The sequence below is a fragment of the Trichocoleus sp. DQ-U1 genome (assembly GCF_039961925.1).
Classification (GTDB): Bacteria; Cyanobacteriota; Cyanobacteriia; order Cyanobacteriales; family FACHB-T130; genus FACHB-T130.
This window is the reverse complement of sequence record NZ_JAMPKB010000003.1, coordinates 132,405-157,119: the sequence shown is the minus strand read 5'-3', so window position 1 is coordinate 157,119 and position 24,715 is coordinate 132,405. Positions and strand designations below refer to the sequence as shown.

The following is a 24,715-nucleotide window of genomic DNA, read 5'->3' as shown; positions in this document are numbered from 1 at the left end:
AGCTAAAAGCTTCTCAGTTAACCATGATGATAGAAGACGACGAACTCCGAGATTTATTCAAAATTGCCAGCGAAGAACATTTGCAGAAACTTGATGATGGGTTGCTGCATTTAGAAAAGTACCCCAACGACGAAGCTCGACTAGAAGAATTATTGCGGGAAGCCCACAGTCTCAAAGGTGATGCTCGAATGCTGGGCGTGCGCGATGTGGAAACTCTCACCCATCAGCTGGAACATATTTTGGGAGGTGTCAAACGTGGCGAGACACAACTGGTATCTGCAATATGCGATCGCCTCTATCAAGGCTTAGATGCCATTCGCAAACTGGTCTGCGAAGCCGTCACCGGGGAACCCACAGGTATCAACACCTTTCTCGTCCTCGCCCACATGATGGGAGCTGAATTTACAACTCCAGCGAATCAGAATAATCAGAATTATTTAGACCAAGAAGGCGTTCAGCCAGAACATGAGGAAGCAGTTCAGCCAGAACATGAGGAAGCAATTGAGCAAGAAACCCTTTCCCCGGATATAACTTCCGAACTGCCCGAAACATCCGCCAACATAGAAGTATTACAGACAACATTTCTCCAAACACCCGCATCCCTCACACCAGTGGAGGTGGGTGTCAAACCTGCCCCTGATGCTCCCAACAGTAAGGACAGTCCACCCAACTTTTCGCACAACGGCTCTCAACACCCAAACTCCCCCCCCGTTGCCCTCGGCGAACCCTACCGCATTGAAACGATTCGCGTCGAAACCCGCAATCTTGATGCATTGCTGACCCAAGCAGGCGAACTCACCGTTACCAAAATCCGCATTGCCCATCGACTCGCTGAAATTGAGGAAATCGTGACGCTATGGGAGGAGTCGAGCCGTCTAAGCGTGCAGAAAACTTCAGCCCTGAGCCTAAACAAAGAAAAGATAACAGGTGACAGGCAAGCGGTAAGTTTCACTGCTTCCCCTCAGAACGGGCGGAGAGACCCCATCTCTACAGCGCCGTTGGGGGGACACTCCTACAGTATGAACGGGGGAAGCCAGCCTCTACAGGACTTCGATGAGCGCCTGGGAGTTCTGATCAACCAGTTAAGAGATGCCATCTATGAAGATACCGCCAGACTGGACACCATTGCCGGTGACTTGGAAGAAGGCATTCGCACTCTCCGCCTGTTGCCCCTATCCACCATTTTTCAGTTATTTCCCCGGATGGTACGGGATTTAGCCAGACAGCAAAATAAAGAAGTCAATCTGGTCATTGAAGGCGGCGAAACCAAAGCGGACAAGCGCATCTTGGAAGAAATGAAAGACCCCTTGATGCATATCCTTCGCAACTGCGTCGATCATGGTATTGAGACACCAGCAGAGCGGGAAGCGCAGGGAAAGCCGCGTACCGCTACTATTCAGATCAAAAGCTACCAAACTGCCACAAATATTGCGATCGCCATTAAGGATGATGGGCAAGGATTAGACATCGAAAAGATTAAGCAGACAGCTCTCAAACGCGGACTCTGCCGGGAAGAAGAACTTGCAGCCATGACACCGGCTCAAATTCACTCGTTGATTTTTGCCCCTGGTTTCTCAACGCGGACTTTTGTGACCGAGGTTTCAGGCAGAGGCGTAGGGTTAGACGTGGTTCGCACCAATGTAGAACGTCTCAAAGGCAGCATTGAGGTTGAATCAACACCTGGAAAAGGCTGCACGCTTCGGCTCTGTTTAGGCACGACCCTGGCAACCGCGCCGGTACTGATTGTGGAAGTGAGCGGAAAAGCTTACGCCCTTCCAGTGGAGTTTGTGCAAACAATGCGGTTGATTTCCCAGAATCAAATTTTTACGATTGAAGGCAGAGAAACCATTGTTGTGAATGGACACCCGGTTTCCGTCGCGCGACTGGCAGATTTGCTGGAATTGCCAGTCGCCAGTAGCAACGGACAACGAACGACTTCTACCGATTTAGAACAACTGCCCTGCATTATTTTGAAAGTGGGAGATGATCAACTGGGACTATTCGTTGATGGCTGGGTAGATCAACAGGATGTGGTACTCAAATCTCAAAGTAAATTGCTCAAACGAGTTCGCAATGTGATTGGCGCAACTATCCTCGGTACCGGGGAAGTTTGCATGATTTTAAATCCTTCAGATTTAATTAAATCTGTGCGAAAACGAAACCCGCTTGTGAAATCGTTTGCACCCATTACAGAAGAGACCAGAAAACCCGTAATCTTGTTGACAGAAGATTCCATTGCCATTCGCACTCAAGAAAAACGCATTCTGGAGGGTGCCGGTTATGAAGTGGTAACAGCAGTGGACGGATTGGACGGTTTCAACAAACTTAAAACTCGTTCTTTTGATGCGGTGGTTTCCGACGTGCAAATGCCGAATTTGGACGGTCTGGGTTTTGCTGCGAAGATTCGCCAGAATAAGGAATATAATGAAATTCCAATCATTCTGGTGACATCTCTGGCTTCAGATGAAGATAAACGCAGAGGTGCAGAAGCTGGTGCGAATGCTTACATTACCAAAGGCACTTTTAACCAAGAAATATTATTAGAAACCTTAAGAAGACTTGTGTAGTTAATCGCTAATCGCTAATGGCTTTTGAATAATTAGCAATTAGCAATGAACAAAATGCCAATTCGAGTTTTATTAGTAGACGATTCTGCGATTGCAATGGCAGTGCTGAAACGGATTCTGTCATCCTCACCAGAAATTGAAGTAGTGGGAATGGCTCAAACGGGTCGGGAAGCATTGGCATTGATTCCTTCTTGTTTGCCACAGGTGATTTGCACAGACCTACATATGCCACAGATGGACGGTCTGGAATTTATCTCTGAGGTTATGGCAACTTATCCTCGTCCGATTCTGGTGATTAGCACTTCGGTACAGGAAGAGGATAGGCAAAATGTTTTCCGGCTTTTAGAGGCGGGGGCAGTGGATATTTTTCCCAAGCCTCGTGGTGGTGCGGGATCGGATTATGAGTTGGTAAAACAGGAGTTAATTGGCAAGATTAAAATCCTCGCTGGCGTGAGTGTCTTTACCCAGTATCGGAAGAAGCCAGTTTTGGATTTTAAATTTTCGACGATAAATTCTCAAGCTAAAATCCCCCATCAAAAATCCAAAATCGTGGTAGTTGGCGCGTCTACTGGAGGGCCGCAAGCTTTATACAACATTCTTATCCATCTGCCAGCGAATTTCCCTCTCCCAGTGATTTGTATTCAACACATCAGCGAGGGTTTTTTGCAGGGAATGGTGGATTGGTTAGGGTTGGAATGTCGTTTGCCGGTAAAAATTGCCCGTGCTGGGGAAATACCAAAAGCGGGAACGATTTATTTTCCACCGGAACGGCTGCATTTAGAATTGGATACTCAAGGCAGATTTTGCCATTCTGCCGCCCCGCCGGTGGGGGGACATCGCCCTTCTGTCACGGTTACTTTTAAGTCGGTGGCGAGTTTCTACGGTCAAGGAGCGGTGGGGATATTGTTGACTGGGATGGGTAGAGACGGTGCGGAAGGGATGGAAGCGATCGCTCGTGCCGGTGGCGTTACCATTGCCCAAGATGAGAAAAGCTGTGTGGTGTTTGGAATGCCAAAAGAAGCGATCGCCCTCGGTGCAGCACAGTATGTTTTGCCCGTCACCGAGATCGCGCCCATGTTACTCGCCAAAATCAGGGGTGGCGATTAGTTATTTAATCGGTAATTGGGCGGACAAAAATTTTAAGTGATGAGTTTTGAATTAAAAAACTCATCACTTAAAACTCACTACTTTACAAACGGGGTTAGGTTGTAATCGCCGTTTTCAAACTCCGGCAAAACTCAGCGATCGCATCGAGTCCCTGTTCGGGTGTTCCTTCTGCCAAACGTTTCACCAAGGCACTCCCGACAATTGCAGCATCTGCCCCCCAGTCTTTCACCTGACGGGCGTGTTCTGGCTCGGAGATGCCAAACCCAATGCCAATGGGCTTATCCGTAACGCTTCGGATCTGCTTGAGGATATCTTGCACCCGCGAGTCCAGTCCAGAGCGCATTCCCGTTACGCCAGTGACACTCACCAAGTAAATGAATCCCTGAGACTGACGCGCGATCGCTTCTATTCGCTCTGGGGAACTGGTAGGCGCTACCAATAAAACTACATCAATTCCCATACTGGCAGCAGTTTGCAGCAGATTGGAAGACTCCTCCAAGGGCAAATCTGGCACGACCAATCCCCGCACCCCAGCATTCGCAATCTGCTTGAAGAACGGTTCAATGCCTCGGTTTAGAATCGGGTTGTAGTAGGTAAATAGGACGATAGGCGATCGCACCTCTTTGCTAACCCCGGATACCATCTCTATTACCTGTTCCAAGCGGGTTCCCCGTTGCAAGGCGCGAGTCGCGGCAGCTTGAATCGTGGGTCCATCTGCCAACGGATCTGAATAGGGAACGCCCAGTTCAATCATGTCAGCACCGGCGGCATCAAGAACTTTTAACGCCTTAGCCGTGGTCTCCAGATCCGGATCTCCCGCTGTGATAAAGGGAATTAAGGCACATTCAGAGCGACGCGCGAGAGACTCAAAGCACTCGGAAATTGAAGTCATTTGTCAAAAATCAGTGGTCAGTGGTCAGTGGCACTTCGGGCGTTAGCAATTCACGGATCAGCAGTCAGGGGCAAACAAGAAACTACAGGCTCTTATACGGGCACAGCATTACCGTGCCCCTACACACCTGACCGCTAACGGCTATCAGCTATTTTTTTAATTTGTTTTCCCGTTCGATTTCAGCTTGCAGCTGAGCCAGTTCTTCTGGCGTCAATTCTTCCAGGCGCTTTTGTAAAACGGCTTCTTCATAGTCTTTGAGCTGCTGGTTATAGGTCATCCGTTTCGTTCCGACTCGGAACAGGTAGGTCAGCAGCCAGCCAACCAACCCGCCCACTAGGAAAACTTGACTCCAAATCCCCGCTTCCAGGCTATCTAGCCCAGCCACCAGCAACAGCAAATACACAATTCCACCGGCGGCAAAGACGCCGATGCCAATTCCAATGATGTCAATTCGTCGCATTTAGCGCTTACCCAACGACAAACCTTAACTCTGAACTTGCCGCCGCTTGGGTCGAAAATTCAAAAATGGGCTGAGGAGCAACAAACCTGGGAAGAAAAAGAAAACCAGGAAATACATGAAACTCCGTTCAAAGGAGCTAGCCACATACCAACGCTGTTGCAGGTAGGCATACAGGGCGAAGGGAATCACTACCAGGTAGGCTCCACTCAAAACTAGATACAATATCGCAACCATCATAATTTTTTCTGGCGGTAGAAGAACGAGCGCGAGTACCGGCGTCCCGGCGCGGATATCAACACAAAAAGTCTCCCAACAGAGAACTATCCGTTTAGACACCCGACGAACTGTCCATATTTTACCGTTTGCTGGAATCAGCCGCTTAATTAGTGAGACTACTAAAGGAATAGTTGCATAAAGTCCCCATTTAATGGTGCAATAGACAATGAAGTTAGTTTTGTAGAAGATACGTAACGACACTTCTCCCCATCGGGGGGGCATGGCGGAATGGCAGACGCTACGGACTTAGAAAACTGAGCCTTGATGGAGAAATCTGTCAAGTGACGGCTCTCAAATTCAGGGAAACCTAAATCTGGCAACAGACATGGCAATCCTGAGCCAAGCCAAAGTCAGTGCTTGAAGATTGAAAACTGAGGACTGAGTGAATTTAAAACTCAAAACTCAAAAACCAAACTTCAAAACTCTTTGGAAGGTGCAGAGACTCGACGGGAGCTACCCTAACGTCAAGCCGAGGGTAAAGGGAGAGTCCAATTCTCAAAGTCGTAAAAGACAGTAGCGAAAGCTGCGAGAGAATGAAAATCCGTTGACCGTAAAAGGTCGTGAGGGTTCAAGTCCCTCTGCCCCCATTTCAATTCAAGCCAAAATCAATGCTATCTCCAGATCGGCAATCCGTTGCTGTCTGAGAGATAGCATTGTGGTGAGATAGGCATTTTACTGGCATTTTCGCTTATTGCTAGCTCAATACCTGTTTATAGCGTTTCTTAAGTTGAGTGGAAGATATCGCGGCTCTACGTTTTAACCGCGCCCATTAGGTAGGGGCTTTTTGATTGCCATGCCCCTACGGATGTATTCCATACAACCCTTGAATTGCGATGGTAAAGACCTAGGACAAAATCTTGGCAACCCTAGGGTAATTTTTTAGATTTACCAAGATTTTCCAAAGCAGCAACCAGCTTCACGCTTGGTTGATTCTTTTCATCTGGTTCAAGCGAACGGGCATCTATGAAAGTCTCTCTATCTCTGGATTTCTCTTCAGACTTTCGAGTGACCGATTGCTTACCTGCAACCGTATTTAGCCTTGCCTTAGTTTCTGCCGAGCCAATCCGAATTTGAATTTGGGGGCCGGAGCTGGCGAGGCGAATAATCATCCCATCGACCACCGGCACTTGGTCGATGCGTTTTCCATCGAGATAGGTGCCGTTGGCACCTAAACTAACAACTTCCCAATCGGAACCACTACGCCGAATCTCGACGTGGTGTCGAGAAACAACCGCACTGTAAAGAATGACATCATTCTCGGTTGACCGTCCAATCCGAATTACTACTGATTCGGGTTCAAAAGTCCAATTCTGAACTGGTATAGATTGGATAGGATGCAGCAGGGTCAGGGTAATCACCGATGTTACATATTCTAAAGATTTCCGTCTCTAGGCTTGGGACTCGTAACACTGTCAACTGACGTGACTTCCTCCATTCAATGAATTGAAATGAATCCCCCAATGACTGGAGTCAGACCGCGAATGGGTAGAACGTGGGCAGATGGAATTGTAAACCCTTTTGACCTCGTTCCACCTGGGTTTCGCGTTTTTAGTTCCAAGGCACCCACGGGTGTTACCAATGGCATCGTATCATGAGGGGGTCAAGTCGGTGTATCCCCCGAATTGATTCGCCGGGATTCCCAATTTCTCCCATCACAGGTTTATATAACTGTGGAATTTACATAAACCTGAGTCCGATGCCGAATTGTTTCCCTCAAGCCTATCACTTAAAAAAACAGTCTGCAATTGCCATGACCCCTCACCCCAAGAGTTGATACAGCAGGCTTTTCAGGCTTTGCGATCGCATCGAACAGCCTCTGGGATTAAGAGAGTTGGAACAAGAAGGTCATCTTGTCGCCTTTGCCTAGACCAATGCGATCGCCGGTTCTTAAACGGTGCCGATTGCCGCTAGGCAGGGGGTTATGGTTAATGTAGGTGCCATTCGCACTCCCAACGTCTTCTATGTAGAAGGCGTCTCCCTCCACGCGGATATCCGCATGAATCCGAGAAACAATCTCGGAATTGGGGAATCCTGAAACATCAATATCAGGTGGAATCTGGTCGTTTGGCTTGCCGATGTGAATCACCGACAGTTGTGCTGGCAATTCAATCATCGTATCCGTTTGGACGTGCAGCAAACGGGCATTCTGCTGCTGTAGCTGCGTTTTTGAGCTACCAGAAGTTGCTGCGGACGCGGGTGGAGTGCTGCTAGAAGCCGCCGGGGGGGTAACGCTTGCTTGCTCCTGTGCGGGTGGCTGACTGACCACTGTAGCTGGAACGGGTGCCACCGGAGCGGGTACATCCGGGCTAGAGCTGGGCATTGATGATTGAGGGCTAGCCACTAAAGGATCGGGTGCCACCAGCGGATCGGGTGCCATTAAGTCCGGTACGCCGGGGAACGGGTCTAGTCCTGTCGATGCCCCTACCTCACCTGGACTGCTCGGTCGCAGGTTAGAACCACACTGACCGCAGAAGGTAGCGTCGGTTTGGACGGGTGCGCCACAGTTGGGACAAGCGGTGGTGGCGGGTAAGGGGGTGTAGCAAGCCTCACACTGGGCTGCTCCATCAGGATTTTGGTGATTGCAATTCGGGCAGACAATCATAAAACCTCCTTGCAGGCTGTATCCCTCCTAGAGATGGGAGTGGAAGGTGGAAATTCAAATATAGTCTGAATGGCGAGGCGTCTTAACTTTTTAGTTTAAGACCGGCTAGTTCAAGACCGGCTTAATTCAAGACCGGCAGCCTCATCAAAAAGCCACCAAAGTTCGCCTTGGGGCTGGATTAACCGACTGGGATAGGTTTGGTCGTCAGCGGTAGGAGCAAAAACCTGAGCGAGAGCAGGTCGTTTACTCGCACCGGCAACCACAAATATGACACACCGAGCATGGTTAATTAGGGGTGCCGTGAAGGTGATCCGGGGTTGCCCATCTTTGTTGCCGACGGTAATCAGGCGATCGCGTACATTCAATGCTTCTGTGTGGGGAAACAGAGAAGCTGTGTGTCCGTCGTCTCCTATCCCTAACAAAATGAGATCGAACGCTGGAAATTCACCGGGTTGAACTTGAAAAAACTCCCTGATGTGTTGTTCGTGCTTATCCGCTGCAACAGATGGATCGGCTTCATCGGTTGGCATGGGGTGGATGTTGGCGGCTGGGATATTTACTTTATCCAGCCATGCACTCCGCGCCATCCCTTGGTTACTATCGGGATGGTCTGGCGGCACGTAGCGTTCGTCGCCCCAAAATATGTGAATTTTATCCCAAGGCAAATTTTGGGTCGCGATCGCTTCATACAACGGCTTGGGGGTGCTACCACCGGACAAGGCGATAGTACAGAGCGATCGCTGTTCGATTGTGGCGTGAATTTGCTCAACGCACACTTGGAGCGATCGCTCAATCAGCGCCGTTTTATCTGGTAAGACTTCAACGATTTTGTTCATCTATGGGGATGAATTGATGATTTCCAGCTCTACCATACCGAAAATCTTACAGTTTCTTCTTCTTAGTACCCATTAATATATGTGTCTGGAACAATTTATTCGCTGTTCTCAAAGAGGAAGCGTTAAGTTGGACTAGCCGTAGCACCCGGAAATCCTTATCGTGGTTGATTAATATAGATTACTTTTAGCGCTGGGGGAATCCTTCAAGATGGGACGAATTTTTATTTCAGCCGGTCATGGTGCTGGAGAGCCAGGAGGGCAAGCAGGTGGCACCACAGAGGCTCAAGAGATGATTCTGCTGCGCGACCAGATTGTACCCGAACTGCGATCGCGGGGTTTTGAAGTTCTTTCTGTCCCAGATGACCAGACTTCAACGCAGTCGATTTCCTGGATCAACGCCCGCTCTCGGAGCGGCGACGTGGCGCTAGAAATCCATGCCGATGCCTATTCTAACCCAGCGACTCGTGGCGCTACGGTCTTCTACATTTCCAGCAACGAGGAACGCAAGCAGAATGCCGAACTGCTACTTTTGGCGCTTTTGCGCCGCGTTCCCCAGCTGCCCAGCCGGGGAGTCAAGCCAGACACCGCCACCGGCGTCGGACGTTTGAGCTTCTGCCGCGACACTTTTATTCCCTCCCTGCTGATGGAAGTTGGCTATCTCACCAACCCGGATGATCGATTCTTAATTCAGAATCGCCGCCGCGACATCGCGCTAGGAATTGCGGACGGATTGGCATCTTGGAGCCGAGGCGGTACTCCCACCCCCGATCCTGGCACTTCCCCCACCTATCCTTCCATCAATATCAACATTAATAACCAGGTCTACGGGGAGAAGGGCGTTCTCATCAATAGCAACGCCTACATCCCTATTGACCTAGTGGACAGGCTCGCAATTGACTTGACAAATAACACCTCAGTCCGCCGAGTGTCCTACCGAGGTGTCGTCTATGTTAAAGCCATTGAACTTCGACCTTTTAATATCTCGGTTGGTTGGGATAGCGCCACCCGCACCCTGTCTTTGCGCTCCATTTTACCCATCTGTCCCGGTCAACTAGATCGGATTATGGGATATGGAAATACGTCTGAGGTACAGATGATTATGTTCCTCAAAGCCAATAACGAGAACGCCCTTGCCCAGTTTCCCGACTTACCCAAACTTTACCGGGAAGAAGCCACAATTGAGGGTGTCAACTATGACATTGCTTTCTGTCAAATGTGTGTAGAAACCGGCTTTTTGCGCTTTGGGGGTGACATTAAGCCCAGCCAAAATAATTTTGCCGCTTTGGGATCGATCGGCGGAGCTTCTGAGAGCGCGACCTTCCCCAGCGCCAGAATTGGTGTCCGCGCCCATATCCAACACTTGAAAGCTTACGCGAGTTTAGAGCCTTTGGTGCAGGAACTGGTCGATCCGCGCTTTCGCTTTGTGACGCGGGGCGTCGCGCCGCTGATTTCTCAGTTGAGTGGACGGTGGGCAGCAGATCCGCAGTACGGGACTAAGATTGAGGCAACTCTCAGAAGGCTGTATGAGTCAGCGGGATTCTTGTAAGGATTGAGTAGGGGAGAAGGGAGAGGGGAGAGGACTGAGGACTGAGGGCTGAGGACTGAGGGCTGAGGAGGGGAGAGGCTCCAGTTCACAAAAAACCCCTAGATAAGGGCGTGAATGAGGGAGGTGAGGGCTGAGGTATTAACAAGGGATAAGGGAGAGACAACAGAACTCCAGATTCAACACTTTAGCCTTGGGCGCAATAAGTTAACTTCAACTCTCTTACTGTTTCATATCTCGCGTGCTTCTACTCGCCCTCAAACCTCTCCCCCTTCTCAGTCCTCACCCCTAGCCCTCAGCCCTCAGCCCTCAGTCCTCAGCCCTCTCCCTCTCTTCTGATTAGGCGGTTTTGAAAAAGCGGATAATTTCGCGGACGTGGTCGAGAAATTGCCCATCTGCGCTGAGTTGAGCGATCGCATTTTTCGCTTCTCTGGATAAGCGCTCGTGATCGGCTTGGTTTGTGGCTCGCAGTTCTTCAATTGTGGCATTCACGCGGGCTAATTCTTTGCGAGTTTCATCGCCCGCTCGCTGTTGAGTGGCGACAAAAGAATATGGATCTTCAGGATTCATTTGCGCTTCTAATTGCCTGACGGCATACTCTAAATTATCAAAGCGGTTGCGGAGTTCCCAAATATCTTGGCGGGGATACTGAAATTCTTGGCGAATCATCGACAACCGGGCGGCTAAATATTCATAGGTTCGCACGGCGGGACGCAAAGCCGTTAATAGTAAAGCGGCACCGGAACTGACGTATCCAACGGCACTGATGCCGGTTACAGCTAGCGTATAAAGACCAGCAGCAGAGAGAAAATGGAGCGCGATCGCTACCCAAAATGACCGATTTGCGATCGCTTTGGCATACTTAACTTGTTTCTCATCAATCGCAATTCCCTTTTCGGTTGACAGTGCTGCTTCTGCAATGACTTCTTTCGCGTCAAAGTGGATATTCCACGGAACTGTCACAATCACCAGCAGCCACCAAAAACTCGCCGCACCAATTACCCAATCGATAAAGTTACCTGCTGGCACATTTAAGCCTTGCACTACACCAAAAGCGACCAGCACTAAAACCACTAATCCCACGCTGAAACCAATAAAGTTGAAATACATCTCAGTCATCTCTGCCTGAAGGAATTGCCTCAATCGTGGCTGGAGATAGCTGCGGTAATAGAGCGGTTTGTGATAGTTTGGCAACTTTCACATGAGTTGGATTTTTTAACCGCGAAGACGCAAAGAACGCGAAGGAAAGAAAATGAAGGATGAGATTGGTGAATTTGTGAAGTTTCAAGTAAATAAGCGGGACCGATTCGATGCCCTTTGTCGAGTTTTTTATGAGATTAAGAAAGACAAAGATGCAAATTTATGGCGCGATGACAAAGATTGGCTGACCTTTTTTGATGATGAAGCATTATCCCATTTTTGGTGGCCTACTGAAGAAGAACGGGTTGAACATTACCGTCGCTGGTTTGCCACTCCTGTGGAACAGAGGTGGACTGACCCTAGCCTAGAAACTCCGTGGGATTTTGAGTCTATGATTTATGCCTTCAAAGATGGTGAGTACCAACTAACTGCCTGTCGGATGATTTCTGCGGATAAAGCTAGGCTTGAATTTTACTCTTACGCCTATCCCTATGGCAGTACAGGCTGTATGGAAGCGTTAATTGAAGCATTTGGTTTTTTTGTTATTGCAGAAAACGATGGGACCGGATAAACAGAAATTTATTAAATATTGATGGCTCAAAATCAGTTTATTGAATCAACCAAGTGCGCCAAGTCGGTTCAGTGTTTGTGCTAGTAGATTGGGGAATCGCCAGACGCCAAGTTTTACCTTCGATTTGGCGTTGCAAGTAGATATCAAAGTGGTTTTGTTGTTGAGTTACCTGATGGTTGGAACGTTGCAGGGTAAAGTTGTAGGTGCCTTGGATGTGGTAGGCAGGTAACTTTTGAATCAACAAAGGTTCCTCGTGAGTCACTCGTATTTGAGCGATTTCAAAGCTAGAGGGTTGCTGGAATAACTGCTGACTCAGCTGCTTTTGGGTTTGGCTGACTTGAAGCGCGATCGCTTTCTGTACCAGTTGACCACCTGGTGCGGGTACACCAATGCCGCAAGCTGTCAGCAGTCCCAGCAAAATCACTGTCAAAATAATTCGCAGCATGGCGTTTAACTTCTCCTCTATTTCCTACGTATCACAACCAGAACGATAGGATAGGCTGTGTGCGTTCTTCGAGTTCTAAATCCATCATGTCAAAAAAGGCCCTAGGGTTAGATGACCAGCTTTACGATTACCTACTTTCTTCATCCTTGCGAGAACCAGAGATTCTTCGCCGTCTGCGGGAAGAAACGGCAAATCATCCCTACGCCAGGATGCAGATTTCCCCAGAACAAGGGCAATTTATGGCGCTGTTGGTTCAGCTAATGGGGGCAAAGAAAACCCTGGAAGTGGGCGTCTTTACTGGCTACAGTTCCTTGTGCGTAGCTTTGGCACTTCCCCCAGACGGGAAGATTATTGCTTGTGATGTCAGTGAAGAGTTTACCTCGGTAGCGCGGCGCTATTGGCAGGAAGCTGGGGTGGCGGACAAGATCGATCTGCGAATCGCACCGGCGCTGGAAACGCTGGATCGGCTATTGGCACAAGGGGAGGCACAAACGTTTGATTTTGCGTTCATCGATGCCGATAAGAGTAATTATGACGGGTATTATGAGCGATCGCTCCAGCTGGTGCGTCCCGGTGGTTTAATTGCTATCGATAATGTCTTGTGGAGTGGACGAGTTGCCGATCCTCAAGATCGGGACAACAGTACCCAGAATATCCGAGCTTTGAACGAAAAATTGCACCGCGACGAACGAGTTTCTATCAGTCTCGTCCCCATAGCAGATGGATTGACCTTAGCGGTTAAGCGATAACGAGATCGAAGATACTTCGCAAAAAGAACGCTTATGACAGATGAGAAACTGACTCCCCAAAATGAGCAAGCTAATCTAGATAACTCAACTCTGAAACCGGAAGAGAACGATAAACCTAAGCTGCTAGTCGAAGGTCAAAACGAAAATATCACCACTCCTCCTCCCGATATTGCCGAAGAACACGCCGCTGTTGCTCGTGCGACTCTAGATTTGACGATGGGAATTGAAGACGATTCATAACCGCCAGAAATAAATTCAGTTGGGGTGAGAGGGAGCGATCGCTTCCACCAAAAACCCCCAGCATTAGCTAGGGGTTGTGCAATACGTTGAGAATATTTTCCTGGTGTGTTACTCTTTTTGTTTCGCTTTAAAAGCGCTTCCCCAGAAAATCTAGCTGGAAGATAAAAGTCCCCGGATTCCAATGTTTTGCTTTTCTTTAAAACATTGACTTATTGTTTCCGTAGTACCTTTTTTCAACCCATTCCAGCATATCAACTTCACAACCAAAAGTTGCAGAGCTGCCGCTAAAAGGATCGTAAACTTCCCACCAGATATTTCCAAAGCGGTCGGACTTCTTCCAAACTTTTATCTCTGGCTCTTGAGTCAAGAATGTAACTAAACGCTGCCAAACACTATTCAGAATAGAAAATACTTTAGTCTCCTGAACAGGCTTCTGCTCCTTTTGGGCGTAAATAGTTTCTAACCTTTTTTTTTCAAAACAATTCTCAGAAGTTTCCATAATAATTTTCTCCCGCTTCAAGATAGAATGAATTTCAGATTGTGCTGCAAAAAAGTAGGATAGACAAACTTATTTGCTTGCAGCAGTTATCAATATTGATTCCGCCGCAACTGATGAAGGTTAATTACAGAGTAAAGTTGAAGATTAGAAGTTTACTTCCTCCAGTAGAATCACCTGAATGGGTGATGTGGAACTAGAGAGGAGCTTGTAAAATCTCGACTAATTCAACCAAGAAATCTAGATTGCACAACCTAAATTCGCTGACAAATTCAATGTAACTTTTGGTTATTTGATAGACAAAGCAATATTTGTATAGGTAGTATGAATAAAATTCATATATAGAAGAAGACATGATTTGACTGCGTTTGCGACAATGCATACACCGCTTGCATAACCGCCATGAATGAAATCAATAAAAGCCGGATGAAGCTTTCCCAGATTCGTGCTTTAGTCGCAGTGGCAGACTACGGCAACTTCAGCGAAGCCGCCTTGCAGTTGGAGGTATCGCAGTCAGCAATCAGTCATGCGATCGCAAGTTTTGAAGAAGAATTGGGAGTCGTCTTGCTGGCTCGCGGACGTTATGGAGCGCGTCTCACCCCAGTCGGAGAGAGGGTTACGGCTCATGCTCGTAAATTGCTACAGCTTTTGGAAGCAATGGAGAAGGAAGCCAATTTAGAAAAAGGCTTACAGGGTGGAAACGTGCGAGTTGCCTGTTTTCGGAGTGTGGCGACTCATATACTCCCGACAGCGATCGCTCGATTTCGCGCTTGCTTCCCGAATATCACTGTAAGCATCGTTGATGGTGATGATTACTCGCGGGTAGGAGACGCTTTGCGTGCAGGTTATGCCGATATTGGGTTTATCTACTTACCTGCTGGGAATGAATTTGAAACTTGGGAAATCTTGCGGGATGATTACGTTCTCCTACTCCCGCCTACTACTAATTTAAGTAGTGCCAAAGTTACCTGGAAGCAGTTAGCCACTTATCCTTTGATTATTAGTTCCGGCATTCCCTGCAATGAATGGATTCGCAAATACTTGATAATCGCAGAATACCCGCTCAACATTGCTTATGAAATCAAAGAAGATTCAACTATCGTCAGTATGGTTTCGCAAGGATTAGGGGCGGCAATTCTGCCTCGCCTTGCTGCCGAACCTGTACCCGCTGGGGTGCGCGTGTGTAGCTTGCCAGCGCCTCTAGAGCGAGTAATTGGAGTAGCGGTTCTCGCAAATGCCCTTCATACTCCAGCCGTCTATGCATTTCTAGATGCTATCCGGAATACAGGACGCTTTGCTGTTAAAGCAGCGGTTTGATTTAAGTTAAGGGGAGAGCGCTTTAGCGAAAGTTAAGTGGATTTACAATACTCATAACGCATCTGATCGTGGTGGGAACTTCAAGAATCGGCTTTTACCTTTGATAATTTTACTTTAAGATAATTAATAAAAGCTGAACAAGATACTAACATAAACTTAGCATCTTCAAAATCTAAACTAGATTCTTCCAACAAAGCGTGACGTATTCCACCCGCATCGTTTGTATAAGCGTACATTTTTTCCAGAGCGTCTTTTAATCTAGGATTAATTTCTACAATACTTTTCTTTTCTATATATTGAATAGCTTTTCCTAAACTGGACGCTCTTTCTCTACCAGCTATAAATATACAAATAGATTCAACAGCACTTATTGATTCTTTTATAGAATTTCTATAGTCTGGGTTTTCTTTATCTGAAAGTAAGCTTAATGCTCTTTCTAAATGTTCCGATACAGGCTTGAATTTCTCTACGATTTTTAAAGATTCTTCTATCTCATTAATTTCTATTTCCGAAGTTATCCGTGCAATTCGATAGTTAACAAAACGGTAGGCAGATAATTCGCGCTGCAAAATATAATTGCAACGCTCTGTAAATATTTCAGATTTTTTATTATCAGGATATACACGAACAACAAATTCTATAAAGTCATATACTTCATTCCATTTGCAATTAAAAAAATGATTTCTAAGTATTGTGTAAACACTAGGCCAATATTCTGGCAAATCATCAATTGGTAGCTTAAAATAATGCAGCCATACTTGATGAAGAAAATAAATCATATGGTCAAGAGGAATAATCCCATATGGATGTTTTTTAAAAGATATGAAATCTATAGTCTTTATTCCCTTAAGGCTATCCCAATAATAAATACATAAATTACTCCATAACCCATTTCGGAGAGGCTCATCCATGCCATCACTTTGAAGTATATTTATAACTGGCTTAATACCTTGTCTTTGAGAAAACGATTCCATACTATATTAGAGAAAAATTTCAATAATGTTAAGAATAAGCAGCCAAGTCTAGATGGATGTAAATGAAGATATTTGAGCTACTTAGTTAGCTACATTATAGCTGGCTTGTTTTGTATCAATATGGTTATAAGATAATTTGTGGCTTCACTTGGCGATGGCTTATTAACTTCTTTTTTAAGAAAGCCGTGATCGCTTCCCCACCAAATCCCTACCGGAGGCTAAACAGCACCGCCACTCCGCCCAAGGCGACTAAAACGCCTAAAATAGCTCGAAAACTGACAATATCACCCATCCAAATCGCTAGAGGCAAGACAAACAAAGGGCTAGTAGAACTCAGCGTTTGGGCAATTCCAGCGGGGGCGAATTTCAACGAAGTTTGTTGTAACCAGATGCCGAGATAGGTGCTGAAAAAAGCGGTTATGGCAATAACTCCCACCATGCGCCAAGACTGCAACGGTTTAAGCCAGTCATTGGCTTGACGCCGCCCCAGCAACTTCCACAGCAGTAGCACCAGTACCCCCGCCCCCAAGCGCACCAAGGTACTCCACAAGGGGCTGATACTCGATTGGATGAGGGCTGTCCGCGAGAGGACGGCACCTGTTGCCTGTGCTACTGCTGCCAGTAAACCCCAACTAATTCCCCGCATCGTCAGATGCTTGCTTTCAGCGGTGGAATTAGGCACCCGTTCCGTCACCACCCAGACGACGCCCAGAATGGTTAATAAAATTCCGCACCAAGCAGCAGCCGTCAGTTGTTCTTGTAAAAAGACTAGCGCTAACACGGCTGTTAAGGGGGGTGCTAGGGTTTCTAATATCAAGGTACGCCTTGCACCCAGGCAGTTGTATGGCTGCAAAATAAGCCGTATCTCCCAATCCAATGCCAAGGACGCCACTTAGTAGCAATAGTGTCAGTGCAGTCGGGTTGATTTCAGGTAGCAGCTGTCCTTGCAAAAGTAGGGTGAGAACAAGGAACGCGATCGCAATTATCCCTTTAAACAAATTCAGTTCTAGGGGTGGGATTTGCCGTCCCAAGCGGCTGTAAACCAGCGAAGCGATCGCCCATAAAAAGGCGGCACTGAGTGCCGCCAGTTCTCCTTTAAAATTTGTAATCCAATTAAAAAAATTTGTTAAAAAGATCATTCCTGTTTTTTGAATCGGTCATTCTGATGTAAATTTTACCGAAGGGCATACTCCTCAGTTCAGGCTGCACACTTCTTTTGGCGGATATTTCTCGCTTATCAAACATTGTATAAATTTACTTAAGCTGGATGCCAAAGATGTTAGCAATGTAACCATACTATTCTTTAACAATTGGTAGGATTCAGCAAGAAAGAAAATTTTGAGGAGACTGCGATGAACTATACCTTTGAAATTTTAGGGGTATCTCCCATTCTTTATTTCTTTAACCATCAACAGGAAATTATTCAAACATATCCACACAGAGCCGAATACTTAGGAAGTCCTAAATGTACCCTGGATGCTTTTCTGGAATCCGTCGAAGCGGTTCCACCCAAGCGAGGCTGGAATTTAGAAGAGATTCTGCATACAATAGTAGACTTTTGGCTGAACAATTCTGACAATATCCAATATTGGAACAAGCGTCTTAAGGATGCTGGCAAAGAGAATTTGTTAGTCGCAAGAGTTGCCGATCTAAAGGCATTAAAAGCGGAGTTTGACTCCTTATTGGGTCAAAATCTTTAATTGATTCAGCATCATCGCACCTAGACGTAGGCGCGAGTCAGGATTATTCGCGCTAACTGCTTGCGGCAGCGCCAATAAAGGTCGCATCATTGAGGCATTAAGGGGAAACAGCGAAGAAAGCCTAGACGTTACGCGATCGCACTCTAACATGAGACACGATTGGGCAGCCGCAAAAATTGCTACCCCTCTACTATTTCTGCCTCTACTATTTCTGAAAAAATACAAGTGTACTAAACTAGGTTTTACCTAACTGAATACAAGACCTGCGAGCCGAAGTTTGGGCACAGCCGTCACAAATAGTTTTGAAACAAGAGCTTTGCAACTCGCCTGCATGAAGCTTGCTCCACCTTATCAGCATCAAAACTACTTTTGTGGTATCAGCGCCATGATTTGCTCCACGAACAGTTGATGATCGACAACTGGTTTAGAAATGTATTCATCGGCACCACTTTGCTGGAGGAAATTTTCGCGATCGCCTTCCATCGCATTAGCTGTCACCAGAATAATCGGTAGAGCGGCAGTTTGCGGGTTAGCTTTTAATAGTTGGGTAATTTTTATGCCATCAACCGATTTACCCTGGTAAAAACTGTTCGTTAAGGAAACATCCATCAAAATAATGTCAACCTCCCTAGCTTGGGCAATTTGGATTACTTCTTCTACATTTTCAGTATGTTTCACTTGCAAACCGGCTCGCTTTGTCAGGATTTTAGAAAAAACCCGAACATTAATCGGATCGTCTTCTACAATCAAAACGGTTTTCATCGAATTTTTCCCTTCAACAGCGTTTTTTTCTAGGGTCGTCGTCATTGTTTTTTGTTTCAATACGATTATGGAAATTTCTTTGTCACCTTAAAATTTATCGCTTAATTTGCCATCAATCGCAAGATGCAAATTTTTTATTGCTGTTAATAAATAGGAAATAAAACTTATGATAAAAAAACTGAACCGACCTTCGACCGGACGGTTTGTCCCTACAGGATTACACGCAAAGATGCAACCATCATATTTTGAATACGCCATTAAATATGCCATGAGCGCGATCGCCGGACGTGCCTTACCCAACGTCCGCAACCGTTTAAATCCCAGTTTGTGGGATTAATGCCACGCCCCTCATGTCACTTTGCCAGAGTTGTCGGGGGATGCGAGTCACGCGAAGTAAAGAAACCACCCACCAGGATTCCTTAAATAATACAAATGTACTAAACTGGTGGCAACAGAAGAGGGCAAAGGCTGAAAGGTAAAAAGCCACCAGAGTGCCTTCACACTCCAAATGGAAGACATTGAATTTTACAACTCAGGGCGGTCAATGCCCGCCCTACCCCTGGAACATAAAAGTATTATTGTGGCAACAATGCCTTAATTTGATCCACAAACAGTTGATGATCGACAACTGGTTTAGAAATATAGGCATCGGCACCACTCTGTTTGAGGAAATTTTCGCGATCGCCCTCCATCGCATGAGCCGTAACCAGGATAATAGGCAAACTAGCAGTTTGCGGGTCAGCCTTCAACATCTGCGTGATTTTTATGCCATCAACCGACTTACCCTGGTAAACACTATGGGCCAGGGAAACATCCATCAAAATAATGTCAGCCTCACCGGATTGGGCAATTTGCATCACCTCTTCCACGTTTTCGGTATGCTTAACTGCCAAACCGCCCCGCTTGCTCAGAATCTTAGAAAAAACCCGAGCATTAATCGGATCGTCTTCTACAATCAAAACGGTTTTCATCGAGTTTTTCCTTTCAATGGCGCTCTTTGGAAGAGTCGTGGTCATAGCTGCGGTTCCATACTACTGTGAAAGGTTCTTTGTCACGTTGCCATTTGTGACGCGATCGGTCATCAACCTCAAGATGCAAAAAAATTTTACGTTTTCAGGAACTAGGGAATAAAACTCATGGCGAAACAACTGAACCTTTTGGCAACCGGACAGATCATCCCCACGCCTTTACACGCGGAGATGCAACGGTCTTACCTTGAATATGCCATGAGTGTGATCGTCGGGCGTGCATTACCCGATGTCCGCGACGGTTTAAAGCCGGTGCATCGCCGGATTTTGTATGCCATGCACGAACTCGGACTGACGCCAGACCGCCCCTACCGCAAGTGTGCGAGGGTGGTTGGGGATGTTTTGGGCAAATATCACCCACATGGCGACCAGGCGGTTTATGACGCCTTAGTGCGTCTGGTGCAAGAATTTTCCAGCCGCTATCCCCTCCTCGGCGGTCATGGTAACTTTGGCTCGGTGGATAATGACCCACCTGCGGCGATGCGTTACACGGAAACGCGACTGGCTGCAATTAGTCATGAAGCGCTTCTGAGTGAAATTGGCGAAGCCACAGTTGACTTCATCGGCAACTTTGACAATTCCCAACAAGAACCAACCGTACTGCCAGCTCAGCTGCCGGTGTTATTACTCAACGGGTGCGCCGGAATTGCCGTCGGCATGGCAACGAATGTGCCGCCGCACAACTTGGGTGAGGTCGTGGATGGTTTAATTGCCCTAATCGATCAACCCGATCTCCCAGACGGGAAGCTATGGAAGCTAGTTCCGGGGCCAGATTTCCCGACGGGGGGCGAAATTGTCGGGACAGAGGGAATTCGGGAAGCTTACAGCACGGGTCGCGGTAGCATCACCGTGCGGGGAGTCGCCCAGATTGAGGAAATCGCGGCAACTCGGGGACGGCACAAGCGGACGGCAATTGTGGTGACGGAATTGCCTTTTCAGGTGAATAAGGCGGGTTGGATTGAGAAGGTAGCGGAACTGGTCAATCAGGGTCGAATCGAAGGCATTGCGGATCTGCGGGATGAAAGCGATCGCGAAGGAATGCGCGTGGTGGTGGAATTGAAACGAGATACCAATCCTCACCATGTCCTCGATCAACTCTATAGACAAACAGCACTCTGTACCAATTTTGGCGCGATCCTGTTGGCATTGGTAGATGGGCAACCGCGTCAGCTCACGTTGCGCCAGCTGTTAGAGGAATTTCTCAAGTTCCGAGAACAGACGCTGACGCGGCAGTATACCTACGAATTGGGTGAGGCAGAAAGACGCATTCACATTGTGGAAGGGTTGCTGGCGTCTTTAGCCGAGTTGGATGCGGTGATTGAAATTCTCCGGAATGCTGCCGATGGCAGCACCGCCAAGTTAAGACTACAAGAACGGTTGAATATCAGTGAGGTCCAGGCAGATGCTATTTTGTCAATGCCCTTGCGACGCCTGACTGGCTTGGAACGGCAAAACTTACAAGGTGAGTTTAACGAGTTGTCAGAAAAAATTCATCTGTTGCAACTGTTGCTAAGCGATCGCCGCGAACTCCTGAAAGCCTTGAAAAAAGATTTGCGATCGCTCAAACGCAAATTCACCGATCCGCGCCGTAGCAAGATCCTGACGGAAGCGAAAGAATTAAAGACTCAGCCAACAGAGAAAAAACCCGACTCAAAAGACAAAAGTCACAAGTCAGAAGCCAAATCTACTCAAGCCGCGCTCCTGACTCCTGAACACCTGGAAGAAGAGGCAGTTCTGGAGTTTACCCAACGCGGATATGTCCGGCGCATCCCTAAGAATGGCAATAAATCCGCATCTGGGAAAGGCGATAGCAGCAGTCGTCCAGATGATTTTGTCGTCAAAACTCAGGTGACTAGCACCCAAGCCGAGTTAGTCGTACTCAGCAGCGGCGGCAAAGCTTACCCCGTCAAGGTGGGTGAGATTCCGCCAACCGGGAAGCAATCGCGGGGAACGCCGCTAATCGGCTTGCTGTCCAACTCAGCTCAAACTGCGGCAGAAACAATTGTCTCCAACTTTTTTCTGCCTGAAAATCCGCAAAGTGCCGATCTAATTTTGCTTAGCGAACAGGGGAGAATCAAGCGCCTGCCCCTGGTAGAACTGGCTAACCTTACCAGTCGTGGCATCACGCTCATGAAACTGAAAGAAGACGATCGGTTAAAGTACGTCAATCTAGCTAAAACCGGCGAACAGCTCGTTTTGGCGACTGGGGGCGGACGTTTGCTGCGGCTTCAAGTCAACGACGATCATCTACCCTTGATGGGACGCACGACGATGGGGGTGCAGGCAATGCGGCTGCGGCGTTCCGAGCAACTGGTAGGAGCCTTAACGCTGGGGGATGATGAGAATATTTTAATCGTTTCCCAGTTGGGGTATGCCAAACGCCTGCCGATGAGTACAATCCGACTGGCAAATCTTGGCGACCTTGGCACTCAGGCACTGCATTTTACCAGCAAAACAGATGCTTTGGCAGCGATGGTCGCGGCTCCAGCAAAGTCTCAGATCGTCCTTCTGACAAGCGCCCAGCGAGTGGTGCGAATGCCAGTAAATTCAGTGCAGTTGCGAGGGAAAGATGGAACAGGCGATCGCATCCTCGAATTAAACCCGGACGAAAAAATTATTACTGTCGTCCTTTGTTCGTAGTTCGGCGTTCGGGATTTATTGAGAACGATGAATCCCGAACTCGGAGTAATTAATTCTTTTCCGCCACAAGATTCCCTACTGCTTTGGTTCTCCGATTTTCCTAAGAGTTCTGTGCTGCGAGTAAGTGATTGAAAATAGATTCAGTAGTGGGTATTAATAGCCGTGGCACAAGTTGTTATAGAAAACGTTTACAAAAGCTTTTCCGGTCGTCAAGGGGAAGTCGTCGCAGCGATCGCGCCTGAACCTCTGCTGACGCCAGTCGATGAGGGATCGCTGGTTGTAGATGACAAACCTTCGTCTCCGTCTGGAACTACAAATGTCTTGCGACGGATTAACCTGACGGTGCAAGATGGCGAGTTTATGGTGTTAGTAGGCCCTTCTGGCTGTGGCAAAAGTACGCTGTTGCGGCTGATTGCGGGACTGGAAGAACTAACGGGGGGCAATATCCGAGTGGGAGACACTCTCGTGAACGATTTGCCGCCAAAGGAACGCGACATCGCAATGGTGTTTCAAAACTATGCCCTCTATCCCCACATGACGGTGTATGACAACATTGCCTTTGGACTGCGGCGCACGGGGCACAAAGGCGCGGGGAAGCAAGAAAATGGGGGCGCAGAGGAGGGGAATGCTTCACTCAGTCCGCAGTCCTCTTTGCCTATCTGGGCGGAAAATCTGTTGGTGGAAATGACGCGATCGCTTCCCAAGCATCTTCGCTACATACCCGAACGCGAGAAAGCGATTAACGAGCAGGTGCGGACAGTGGCTCAATTGTTGCAAATTGAGCCGCTCCTAAACAGGTTGCCAAAACAACTATCAGGAGGGCAAAAGCAGCGAGTCGCATTGGGACGAGCGATCGCGCGCAATCCTCAAGTATTTTTGATGGATGAACCACTTTCAAACTTAGATGCCAAACTTCGGGCAGAAACTCGCGCCCAAATTGTTAAGTTGCAGCGACAGCTTGGCACAACAACCATTTACGTTACTCACGACCAAACGGAAGCGATGACGATGGGCGATCGCATCGCGGTGATGAATCACGGAAAAATCCAGCAAATCGCTGCACCGTTGGAACTTTACAACCAGCCAGCCAACCGCTTCGTGGCAGAATTCATTGGTTCGCCACCGATGAACTTTTTGCCGGTGCAAGTGAAAGCACCTCTCCTCATTACCCATTCTCAATTTCGGCTCACTCTCCCCGATGTTTGGGCGTCAGCACTGCAAAAATACGATGGGCAATCCCTGACTTTAGGCATCCGTCCCGAACACTTGATCGTTGGCGTTCCTGCCCCCAAAAATCTCCAGGTGCGAGTAGATTTGGTAGAAGCACTAGGCAACGAAACTTATTTATCTGCCACTCTCCTAGAGTCAGCGATCGCATATCCCTTACAGGTACGCATTCCTCCAGACAAAGCGGTGCGAATTGGCGATCGCTTGTGGTTATCGCTGATGCCAGAGAAAATTCATTTCTTCGATCCACAGACTGGCATCGCAATTCTCTCGCGTTAGTTGGATTTTTGCGATTTAGCAAGACTTTTTTCGGCAATAAGCTGTTGGGTACTATTCGCTCATCTACCACTTACCAAAAGAGCATCTTCCCCCGCTATAGGCATAAACTCAGAAAATAATTTTTACCCCTAACAACCGAACTCATTCAATCCAAAATCCAAAATTCACCTAACCCCATGACAACTCTCAACGCCCGCAATTTATCTCTAGATGATGTTCATCGTCTTTTAAACTTTCAGGAGCAGTACAATGGTTCTTTCACACCGTTGTTATCTTTAGAACCTCTAACAGAGTTTGAACAGCAAGAACTATTACAAATTTGGGATGACTTTCGCCACTATTTAACAGCAGGAAAAGTGCTGGAAGGACAGGTAAAGCTTCTTACCGTTGCTCCGTTACTGCGATTAGCTGGCTTTTACCGCTACCCTATCCACATTAGCTTGGAAGAGGGTATCGCAGATATCAATATCACAGATGAAGACACCATCATTACAGGACGGTTGGATATTTTAGCCGTCAAGAAAACTCACCAGACAACAGCTAACGTATCTTTTTGGGTTTTGGTCATTGAAGCTAAAAACAGTCAGGTTGAAGCTTTCACGGGTCTTCCTCAACTCCTTACCTATGCCCATAAAAGTTTAGAACATCAAACATCCGTTTGGGGATTAACGACAAACGGGCTGCGATATCAATTAGTGTATATTCAGCGGGGAAATCCCCCGACTTATCTGCTAATGCCAGAGTTGAACTTGATTGATTCTGAGCGTTTAACCCAATTACTACAAGTTCTCAAAGCTATCTGTAAAGTCATAGGCTAGTCAGTAGTTATCTGAGCTATGGCAGCACGCTCGCGTATTCTTTCAA

Annotated in this window: 24 protein-coding genes and 1 pseudogene; 12 read left to right on the top strand and 13 right to left on the bottom strand. The window is 47.4% G+C overall.

Going from position 1 to position 24,715, the window contains the following annotated elements:
* The first annotated feature begins 26 nt into the window (after positions 1-26).
* Both NDI34_RS02430 and cheB read left to right on the top strand, forming a co-directional pair.
* The gene (locus NDI34_RS02430) at positions 27-2,567 is read left to right on the top strand and encodes a hybrid sensor histidine kinase/response regulator (protein ID WP_348231744.1); all 2,541 of its coding nucleotides are present in this window, start codon (positions 27-29) and stop codon (positions 2,565-2,567) included.
* Positions 2,568-2,621: 54 nt separating this feature from the next.
* On the top strand, positions 2,622-3,674 hold the full coding sequence (gene cheB / locus NDI34_RS02425; protein WP_348231743.1) for a chemotaxis-specific protein-glutamate methyltransferase CheB: 1,053 nt from the start codon (positions 2,622-2,624) through the stop codon (positions 3,672-3,674).
* Positions 3,675-3,768: 94 nt separating this feature from the next.
* Here the strand turns inward: cheB and trpA are convergent, their stop codons facing one another.
* The 6 genes from trpA to pgl all read right to left on the bottom strand — a co-directional run bounded on the left by trpA (position 3,769) and on the right by pgl (position 8,740).
* The gene (gene trpA / locus NDI34_RS02420) at positions 3,769-4,566 is read right to left on the bottom strand and encodes a tryptophan synthase subunit alpha (RefSeq protein WP_190428699.1); all 798 of its coding nucleotides are present in this window, start codon (positions 4,564-4,566) and stop codon (positions 3,769-3,771) included.
* A gap of 148 nt (positions 4,567-4,714) precedes the next feature.
* Positions 4,715-5,026, bottom strand: a complete 312-nt coding sequence (locus NDI34_RS02415; RefSeq protein ID WP_190413560.1) for a DUF3007 family protein — start codon at positions 5,024-5,026, stop codon at positions 4,715-4,717.
* Positions 5,027-5,050: 24 nt separating this feature from the next.
* The gene (gene ndhL, locus NDI34_RS02410) at positions 5,051-5,263 is read right to left on the bottom strand and encodes an NAD(P)H-quinone oxidoreductase subunit L (protein WP_190413562.1); all 213 of its coding nucleotides are present in this window, start codon (positions 5,261-5,263) and stop codon (positions 5,051-5,053) included.
* Positions 5,264-6,168: 905 nt separating this feature from the next.
* Positions 6,169-6,660: an FHA domain-containing protein gene (locus NDI34_RS02405; RefSeq protein WP_190984575.1), complete on the bottom strand. Its 492-nt coding sequence runs from the start codon at positions 6,658-6,660 to the stop codon at positions 6,169-6,171.
* 464 nt (positions 6,661-7,124) lie between these two features.
* Positions 7,125-7,904 (bottom strand): FHA domain-containing protein, encoded by a 780-nt coding sequence (locus NDI34_RS02400; protein WP_190413566.1) that lies wholly within the window; start codon positions 7,902-7,904, stop codon positions 7,125-7,127.
* A 110-nt stretch (positions 7,905-8,014) separates the two neighbouring features.
* The gene (gene pgl, locus NDI34_RS02395; RefSeq protein ID WP_190532955.1) at positions 8,015-8,740 is read right to left on the bottom strand and encodes a 6-phosphogluconolactonase; all 726 of its coding nucleotides are present in this window, start codon (positions 8,738-8,740) and stop codon (positions 8,015-8,017) included.
* Positions 8,741-8,948: 208 nt separating this feature from the next.
* On the opposite strand from pgl, the gene NDI34_RS02390 reads away from it, so the two are divergent.
* Entirely contained in the window at positions 8,949-10,286 is a 1,338-nt protein-coding gene (locus tag NDI34_RS02390) for an N-acetylmuramoyl-L-alanine amidase (protein WP_190532952.1), read from the top strand.
* A 336-nt stretch (positions 10,287-10,622) separates the two neighbouring features.
* On the opposite strand, the gene NDI34_RS02385 is transcribed toward NDI34_RS02390, so the two are convergent.
* Positions 10,623-11,393 (bottom strand): hypothetical protein, encoded by a 771-nt coding sequence (locus NDI34_RS02385; RefSeq protein WP_190984589.1) that lies wholly within the window; start codon positions 11,391-11,393, stop codon positions 10,623-10,625.
* A 142-nt stretch (positions 11,394-11,535) separates the two neighbouring features.
* Here NDI34_RS02385 and NDI34_RS02380 point away from each other — a divergent pair, with 142 nt between their 5' ends.
* Positions 11,536-11,994, top strand: a complete 459-nt coding sequence (locus tag NDI34_RS02380) for a hypothetical protein (protein WP_199299743.1) — start codon at positions 11,536-11,538, stop codon at positions 11,992-11,994.
* A 37-nt stretch (positions 11,995-12,031) separates the two neighbouring features.
* Here the strand turns inward: NDI34_RS02380 and NDI34_RS02375 are convergent, their stop codons facing one another.
* The gene (locus tag NDI34_RS02375; protein ID WP_190438906.1) at positions 12,032-12,439 is read right to left on the bottom strand and encodes a hypothetical protein; all 408 of its coding nucleotides are present in this window, start codon (positions 12,437-12,439) and stop codon (positions 12,032-12,034) included.
* An 86-nt stretch (positions 12,440-12,525) separates the two neighbouring features.
* On the opposite strand from NDI34_RS02375, the gene NDI34_RS02370 reads away from it, so the two are divergent.
* Positions 12,526-13,188 (top strand): class I SAM-dependent methyltransferase, encoded by a 663-nt coding sequence (locus tag NDI34_RS02370; protein ID WP_190677041.1) that lies wholly within the window; start codon positions 12,526-12,528, stop codon positions 13,186-13,188.
* A 33-nt stretch (positions 13,189-13,221) separates the two neighbouring features.
* Positions 13,222-13,428: a hypothetical protein gene (locus NDI34_RS02365; RefSeq protein ID WP_190683097.1), complete on the top strand. Its 207-nt coding sequence runs from the start codon at positions 13,222-13,224 to the stop codon at positions 13,426-13,428.
* A gap of 196 nt (positions 13,429-13,624) precedes the next feature.
* Here NDI34_RS02365 and NDI34_RS02360 read toward each other — a convergent pair whose 3' ends face one another.
* A complete protein-coding gene (locus NDI34_RS02360; protein ID WP_190532945.1) occupies positions 13,625-13,927 on the bottom strand; it encodes a hypothetical protein in 303 nt (100 codons plus the stop codon).
* Positions 13,928-14,326: 399 nt separating this feature from the next.
* Between NDI34_RS02360 and NDI34_RS02355 the strand changes: the two genes are divergently transcribed.
* Entirely contained in the window at positions 14,327-15,241 is a 915-nt protein-coding gene (locus NDI34_RS02355) for a LysR family transcriptional regulator (protein WP_348231733.1), read from the top strand.
* Between the two features lie 80 nt (positions 15,242-15,321).
* Here NDI34_RS02355 and NDI34_RS02350 read toward each other — a convergent pair whose 3' ends face one another.
* Both NDI34_RS02350 and NDI34_RS02345 read right to left on the bottom strand, forming a co-directional pair.
* Positions 15,322-16,215, bottom strand: coding sequence for a hypothetical protein (locus NDI34_RS02350; RefSeq protein WP_348231732.1), 894 nt, complete (start codon positions 16,213-16,215; stop codon positions 15,322-15,324).
* A 208-nt stretch (positions 16,216-16,423) separates the two neighbouring features.
* Positions 16,424-17,354: pseudogene (locus NDI34_RS02345) on the bottom strand (DMT family transporter).
* A 213-nt stretch (positions 17,355-17,567) separates the two neighbouring features.
* Between NDI34_RS02345 and NDI34_RS02340 the strand changes: the two are divergent.
* The gene (locus tag NDI34_RS02340) at positions 17,568-17,915 is read left to right on the top strand and encodes a hypothetical protein (RefSeq protein ID WP_190532939.1); all 348 of its coding nucleotides are present in this window, start codon (positions 17,568-17,570) and stop codon (positions 17,913-17,915) included.
* 363 nt (positions 17,916-18,278) lie between these two features.
* On the opposite strand, the gene NDI34_RS02335 is transcribed toward NDI34_RS02340, so the two are convergent.
* Entirely contained in the window at positions 18,279-18,677 is a 399-nt protein-coding gene (locus NDI34_RS02335) for a response regulator (protein WP_190413779.1), read from the bottom strand.
* A gap of 166 nt (positions 18,678-18,843) precedes the next feature.
* Here NDI34_RS02335 and NDI34_RS02330 point away from each other — a divergent pair, with 166 nt between their 5' ends.
* Positions 18,844-19,014: a hypothetical protein gene (locus NDI34_RS02330; protein WP_190525007.1), complete on the top strand. Its 171-nt coding sequence runs from the start codon at positions 18,844-18,846 to the stop codon at positions 19,012-19,014.
* A 238-nt stretch (positions 19,015-19,252) separates the two neighbouring features.
* Here the strand turns inward: NDI34_RS02330 and NDI34_RS02325 are convergent, their stop codons facing one another.
* The gene (locus NDI34_RS02325; protein WP_190413592.1) at positions 19,253-19,648 is read right to left on the bottom strand and encodes a response regulator; all 396 of its coding nucleotides are present in this window, start codon (positions 19,646-19,648) and stop codon (positions 19,253-19,255) included.
* 165 nt (positions 19,649-19,813) lie between these two features.
* Between NDI34_RS02325 and gyrA the strand changes: the two genes are divergently transcribed.
* The 3 genes from gyrA to NDI34_RS02310 all read left to right on the top strand — a co-directional run bounded on the left by gyrA (position 19,814) and on the right by NDI34_RS02310 (position 24,669).
* On the top strand, positions 19,814-22,345 hold the full coding sequence (gene gyrA, locus NDI34_RS02320; protein ID WP_348231731.1) for a DNA topoisomerase (ATP-hydrolyzing) subunit A: 2,532 nt from the start codon (positions 19,814-19,816) through the stop codon (positions 22,343-22,345).
* A gap of 162 nt (positions 22,346-22,507) precedes the next feature.
* Positions 22,508-23,851, top strand: a complete 1,344-nt coding sequence (locus NDI34_RS02315) for an ATP-binding cassette domain-containing protein (protein ID WP_348231730.1) — start codon at positions 22,508-22,510, stop codon at positions 23,849-23,851.
* A gap of 176 nt (positions 23,852-24,027) precedes the next feature.
* Entirely contained in the window at positions 24,028-24,669 is a 642-nt protein-coding gene (locus tag NDI34_RS02310; protein WP_190413599.1) for a restriction endonuclease subunit R, read from the top strand.
* Positions 24,670-24,715: the final 46 nt, after the last annotated feature.

Excerpts from the sequence above, each read along its gene's own strand:
- NDI34_RS02430 (WP_348231744.1), top strand. The coding sequence starts at position 27 with ATGATAGAAGACGACGAACTCCGAGATTTATTCAAAATTGCCAGCGAA.
- cheB (WP_348231743.1), top strand. The coding sequence starts at position 2,622 with ATGCCAATTCGAGTTTTATTAGTAGACGATTCTGCGATTGCAATGGCA.
- trpA (WP_190428699.1), bottom strand. The coding sequence starts at position 4,566 with ATGACTTCAATTTCCGAGTGCTTTGAGTCTCTCGCGCGTCGCTCTGAA.
- NDI34_RS02415 (WP_190413560.1), bottom strand. The coding sequence starts at position 5,026 with ATGCGACGAATTGACATCATTGGAATTGGCATCGGCGTCTTTGCCGCC.
- ndhL (WP_190413562.1), bottom strand. The coding sequence starts at position 5,263 with ATGATGGTTGCGATATTGTATCTAGTTTTGAGTGGAGCCTACCTGGTA.
- NDI34_RS02400 (WP_190413566.1), bottom strand. The coding sequence starts at position 7,904 with ATGATTGTCTGCCCGAATTGCAATCACCAAAATCCTGATGGAGCAGCC.
- pgl (WP_190532955.1), bottom strand. The coding sequence starts at position 8,740 with ATGAACAAAATCGTTGAAGTCTTACCAGATAAAACGGCGCTGATTGAG.
- NDI34_RS02390 (WP_190532952.1), top strand. The coding sequence starts at position 8,949 with ATGGGACGAATTTTTATTTCAGCCGGTCATGGTGCTGGAGAGCCAGGA.
- NDI34_RS02385 (WP_190984589.1), bottom strand. The coding sequence starts at position 11,393 with ATGTATTTCAACTTTATTGGTTTCAGCGTGGGATTAGTGGTTTTAGTG.
- NDI34_RS02380 (WP_199299743.1), top strand. The coding sequence starts at position 11,536 with ATGAAGGATGAGATTGGTGAATTTGTGAAGTTTCAAGTAAATAAGCGG.
- NDI34_RS02375 (WP_190438906.1), bottom strand. The coding sequence starts at position 12,439 with ATGCTGCGAATTATTTTGACAGTGATTTTGCTGGGACTGCTGACAGCT.
- NDI34_RS02370 (WP_190677041.1), top strand. The coding sequence starts at position 12,526 with ATGTCAAAAAAGGCCCTAGGGTTAGATGACCAGCTTTACGATTACCTA.
- NDI34_RS02365 (WP_190683097.1), top strand. The coding sequence starts at position 13,222 with ATGACAGATGAGAAACTGACTCCCCAAAATGAGCAAGCTAATCTAGAT.
- NDI34_RS02360 (WP_190532945.1), bottom strand. The coding sequence starts at position 13,927 with ATGGAAACTTCTGAGAATTGTTTTGAAAAAAAAAGGTTAGAAACTATT.
- NDI34_RS02355 (WP_348231733.1), top strand. The coding sequence starts at position 14,327 with ATGAATGAAATCAATAAAAGCCGGATGAAGCTTTCCCAGATTCGTGCT.
- NDI34_RS02350 (WP_348231732.1), bottom strand. The coding sequence starts at position 16,215 with ATGGAATCGTTTTCTCAAAGACAAGGTATTAAGCCAGTTATAAATATA.
- NDI34_RS02340 (WP_190532939.1), top strand. The coding sequence starts at position 17,568 with ATGAACTATACCTTTGAAATTTTAGGGGTATCTCCCATTCTTTATTTC.
- NDI34_RS02335 (WP_190413779.1), bottom strand. The coding sequence starts at position 18,677 with ATGAAAACCGTTTTGATTGTAGAAGACGATCCGATTAATGTTCGGGTT.
- NDI34_RS02330 (WP_190525007.1), top strand. The coding sequence starts at position 18,844 with ATGATAAAAAAACTGAACCGACCTTCGACCGGACGGTTTGTCCCTACA.
- NDI34_RS02325 (WP_190413592.1), bottom strand. The coding sequence starts at position 19,648 with ATGAAAACCGTTTTGATTGTAGAAGACGATCCGATTAATGCTCGGGTT.
- gyrA (WP_348231731.1), top strand. The coding sequence starts at position 19,814 with ATGGCGAAACAACTGAACCTTTTGGCAACCGGACAGATCATCCCCACG.
- NDI34_RS02310 (WP_190413599.1), top strand. The coding sequence starts at position 24,028 with ATGACAACTCTCAACGCCCGCAATTTATCTCTAGATGATGTTCATCGT.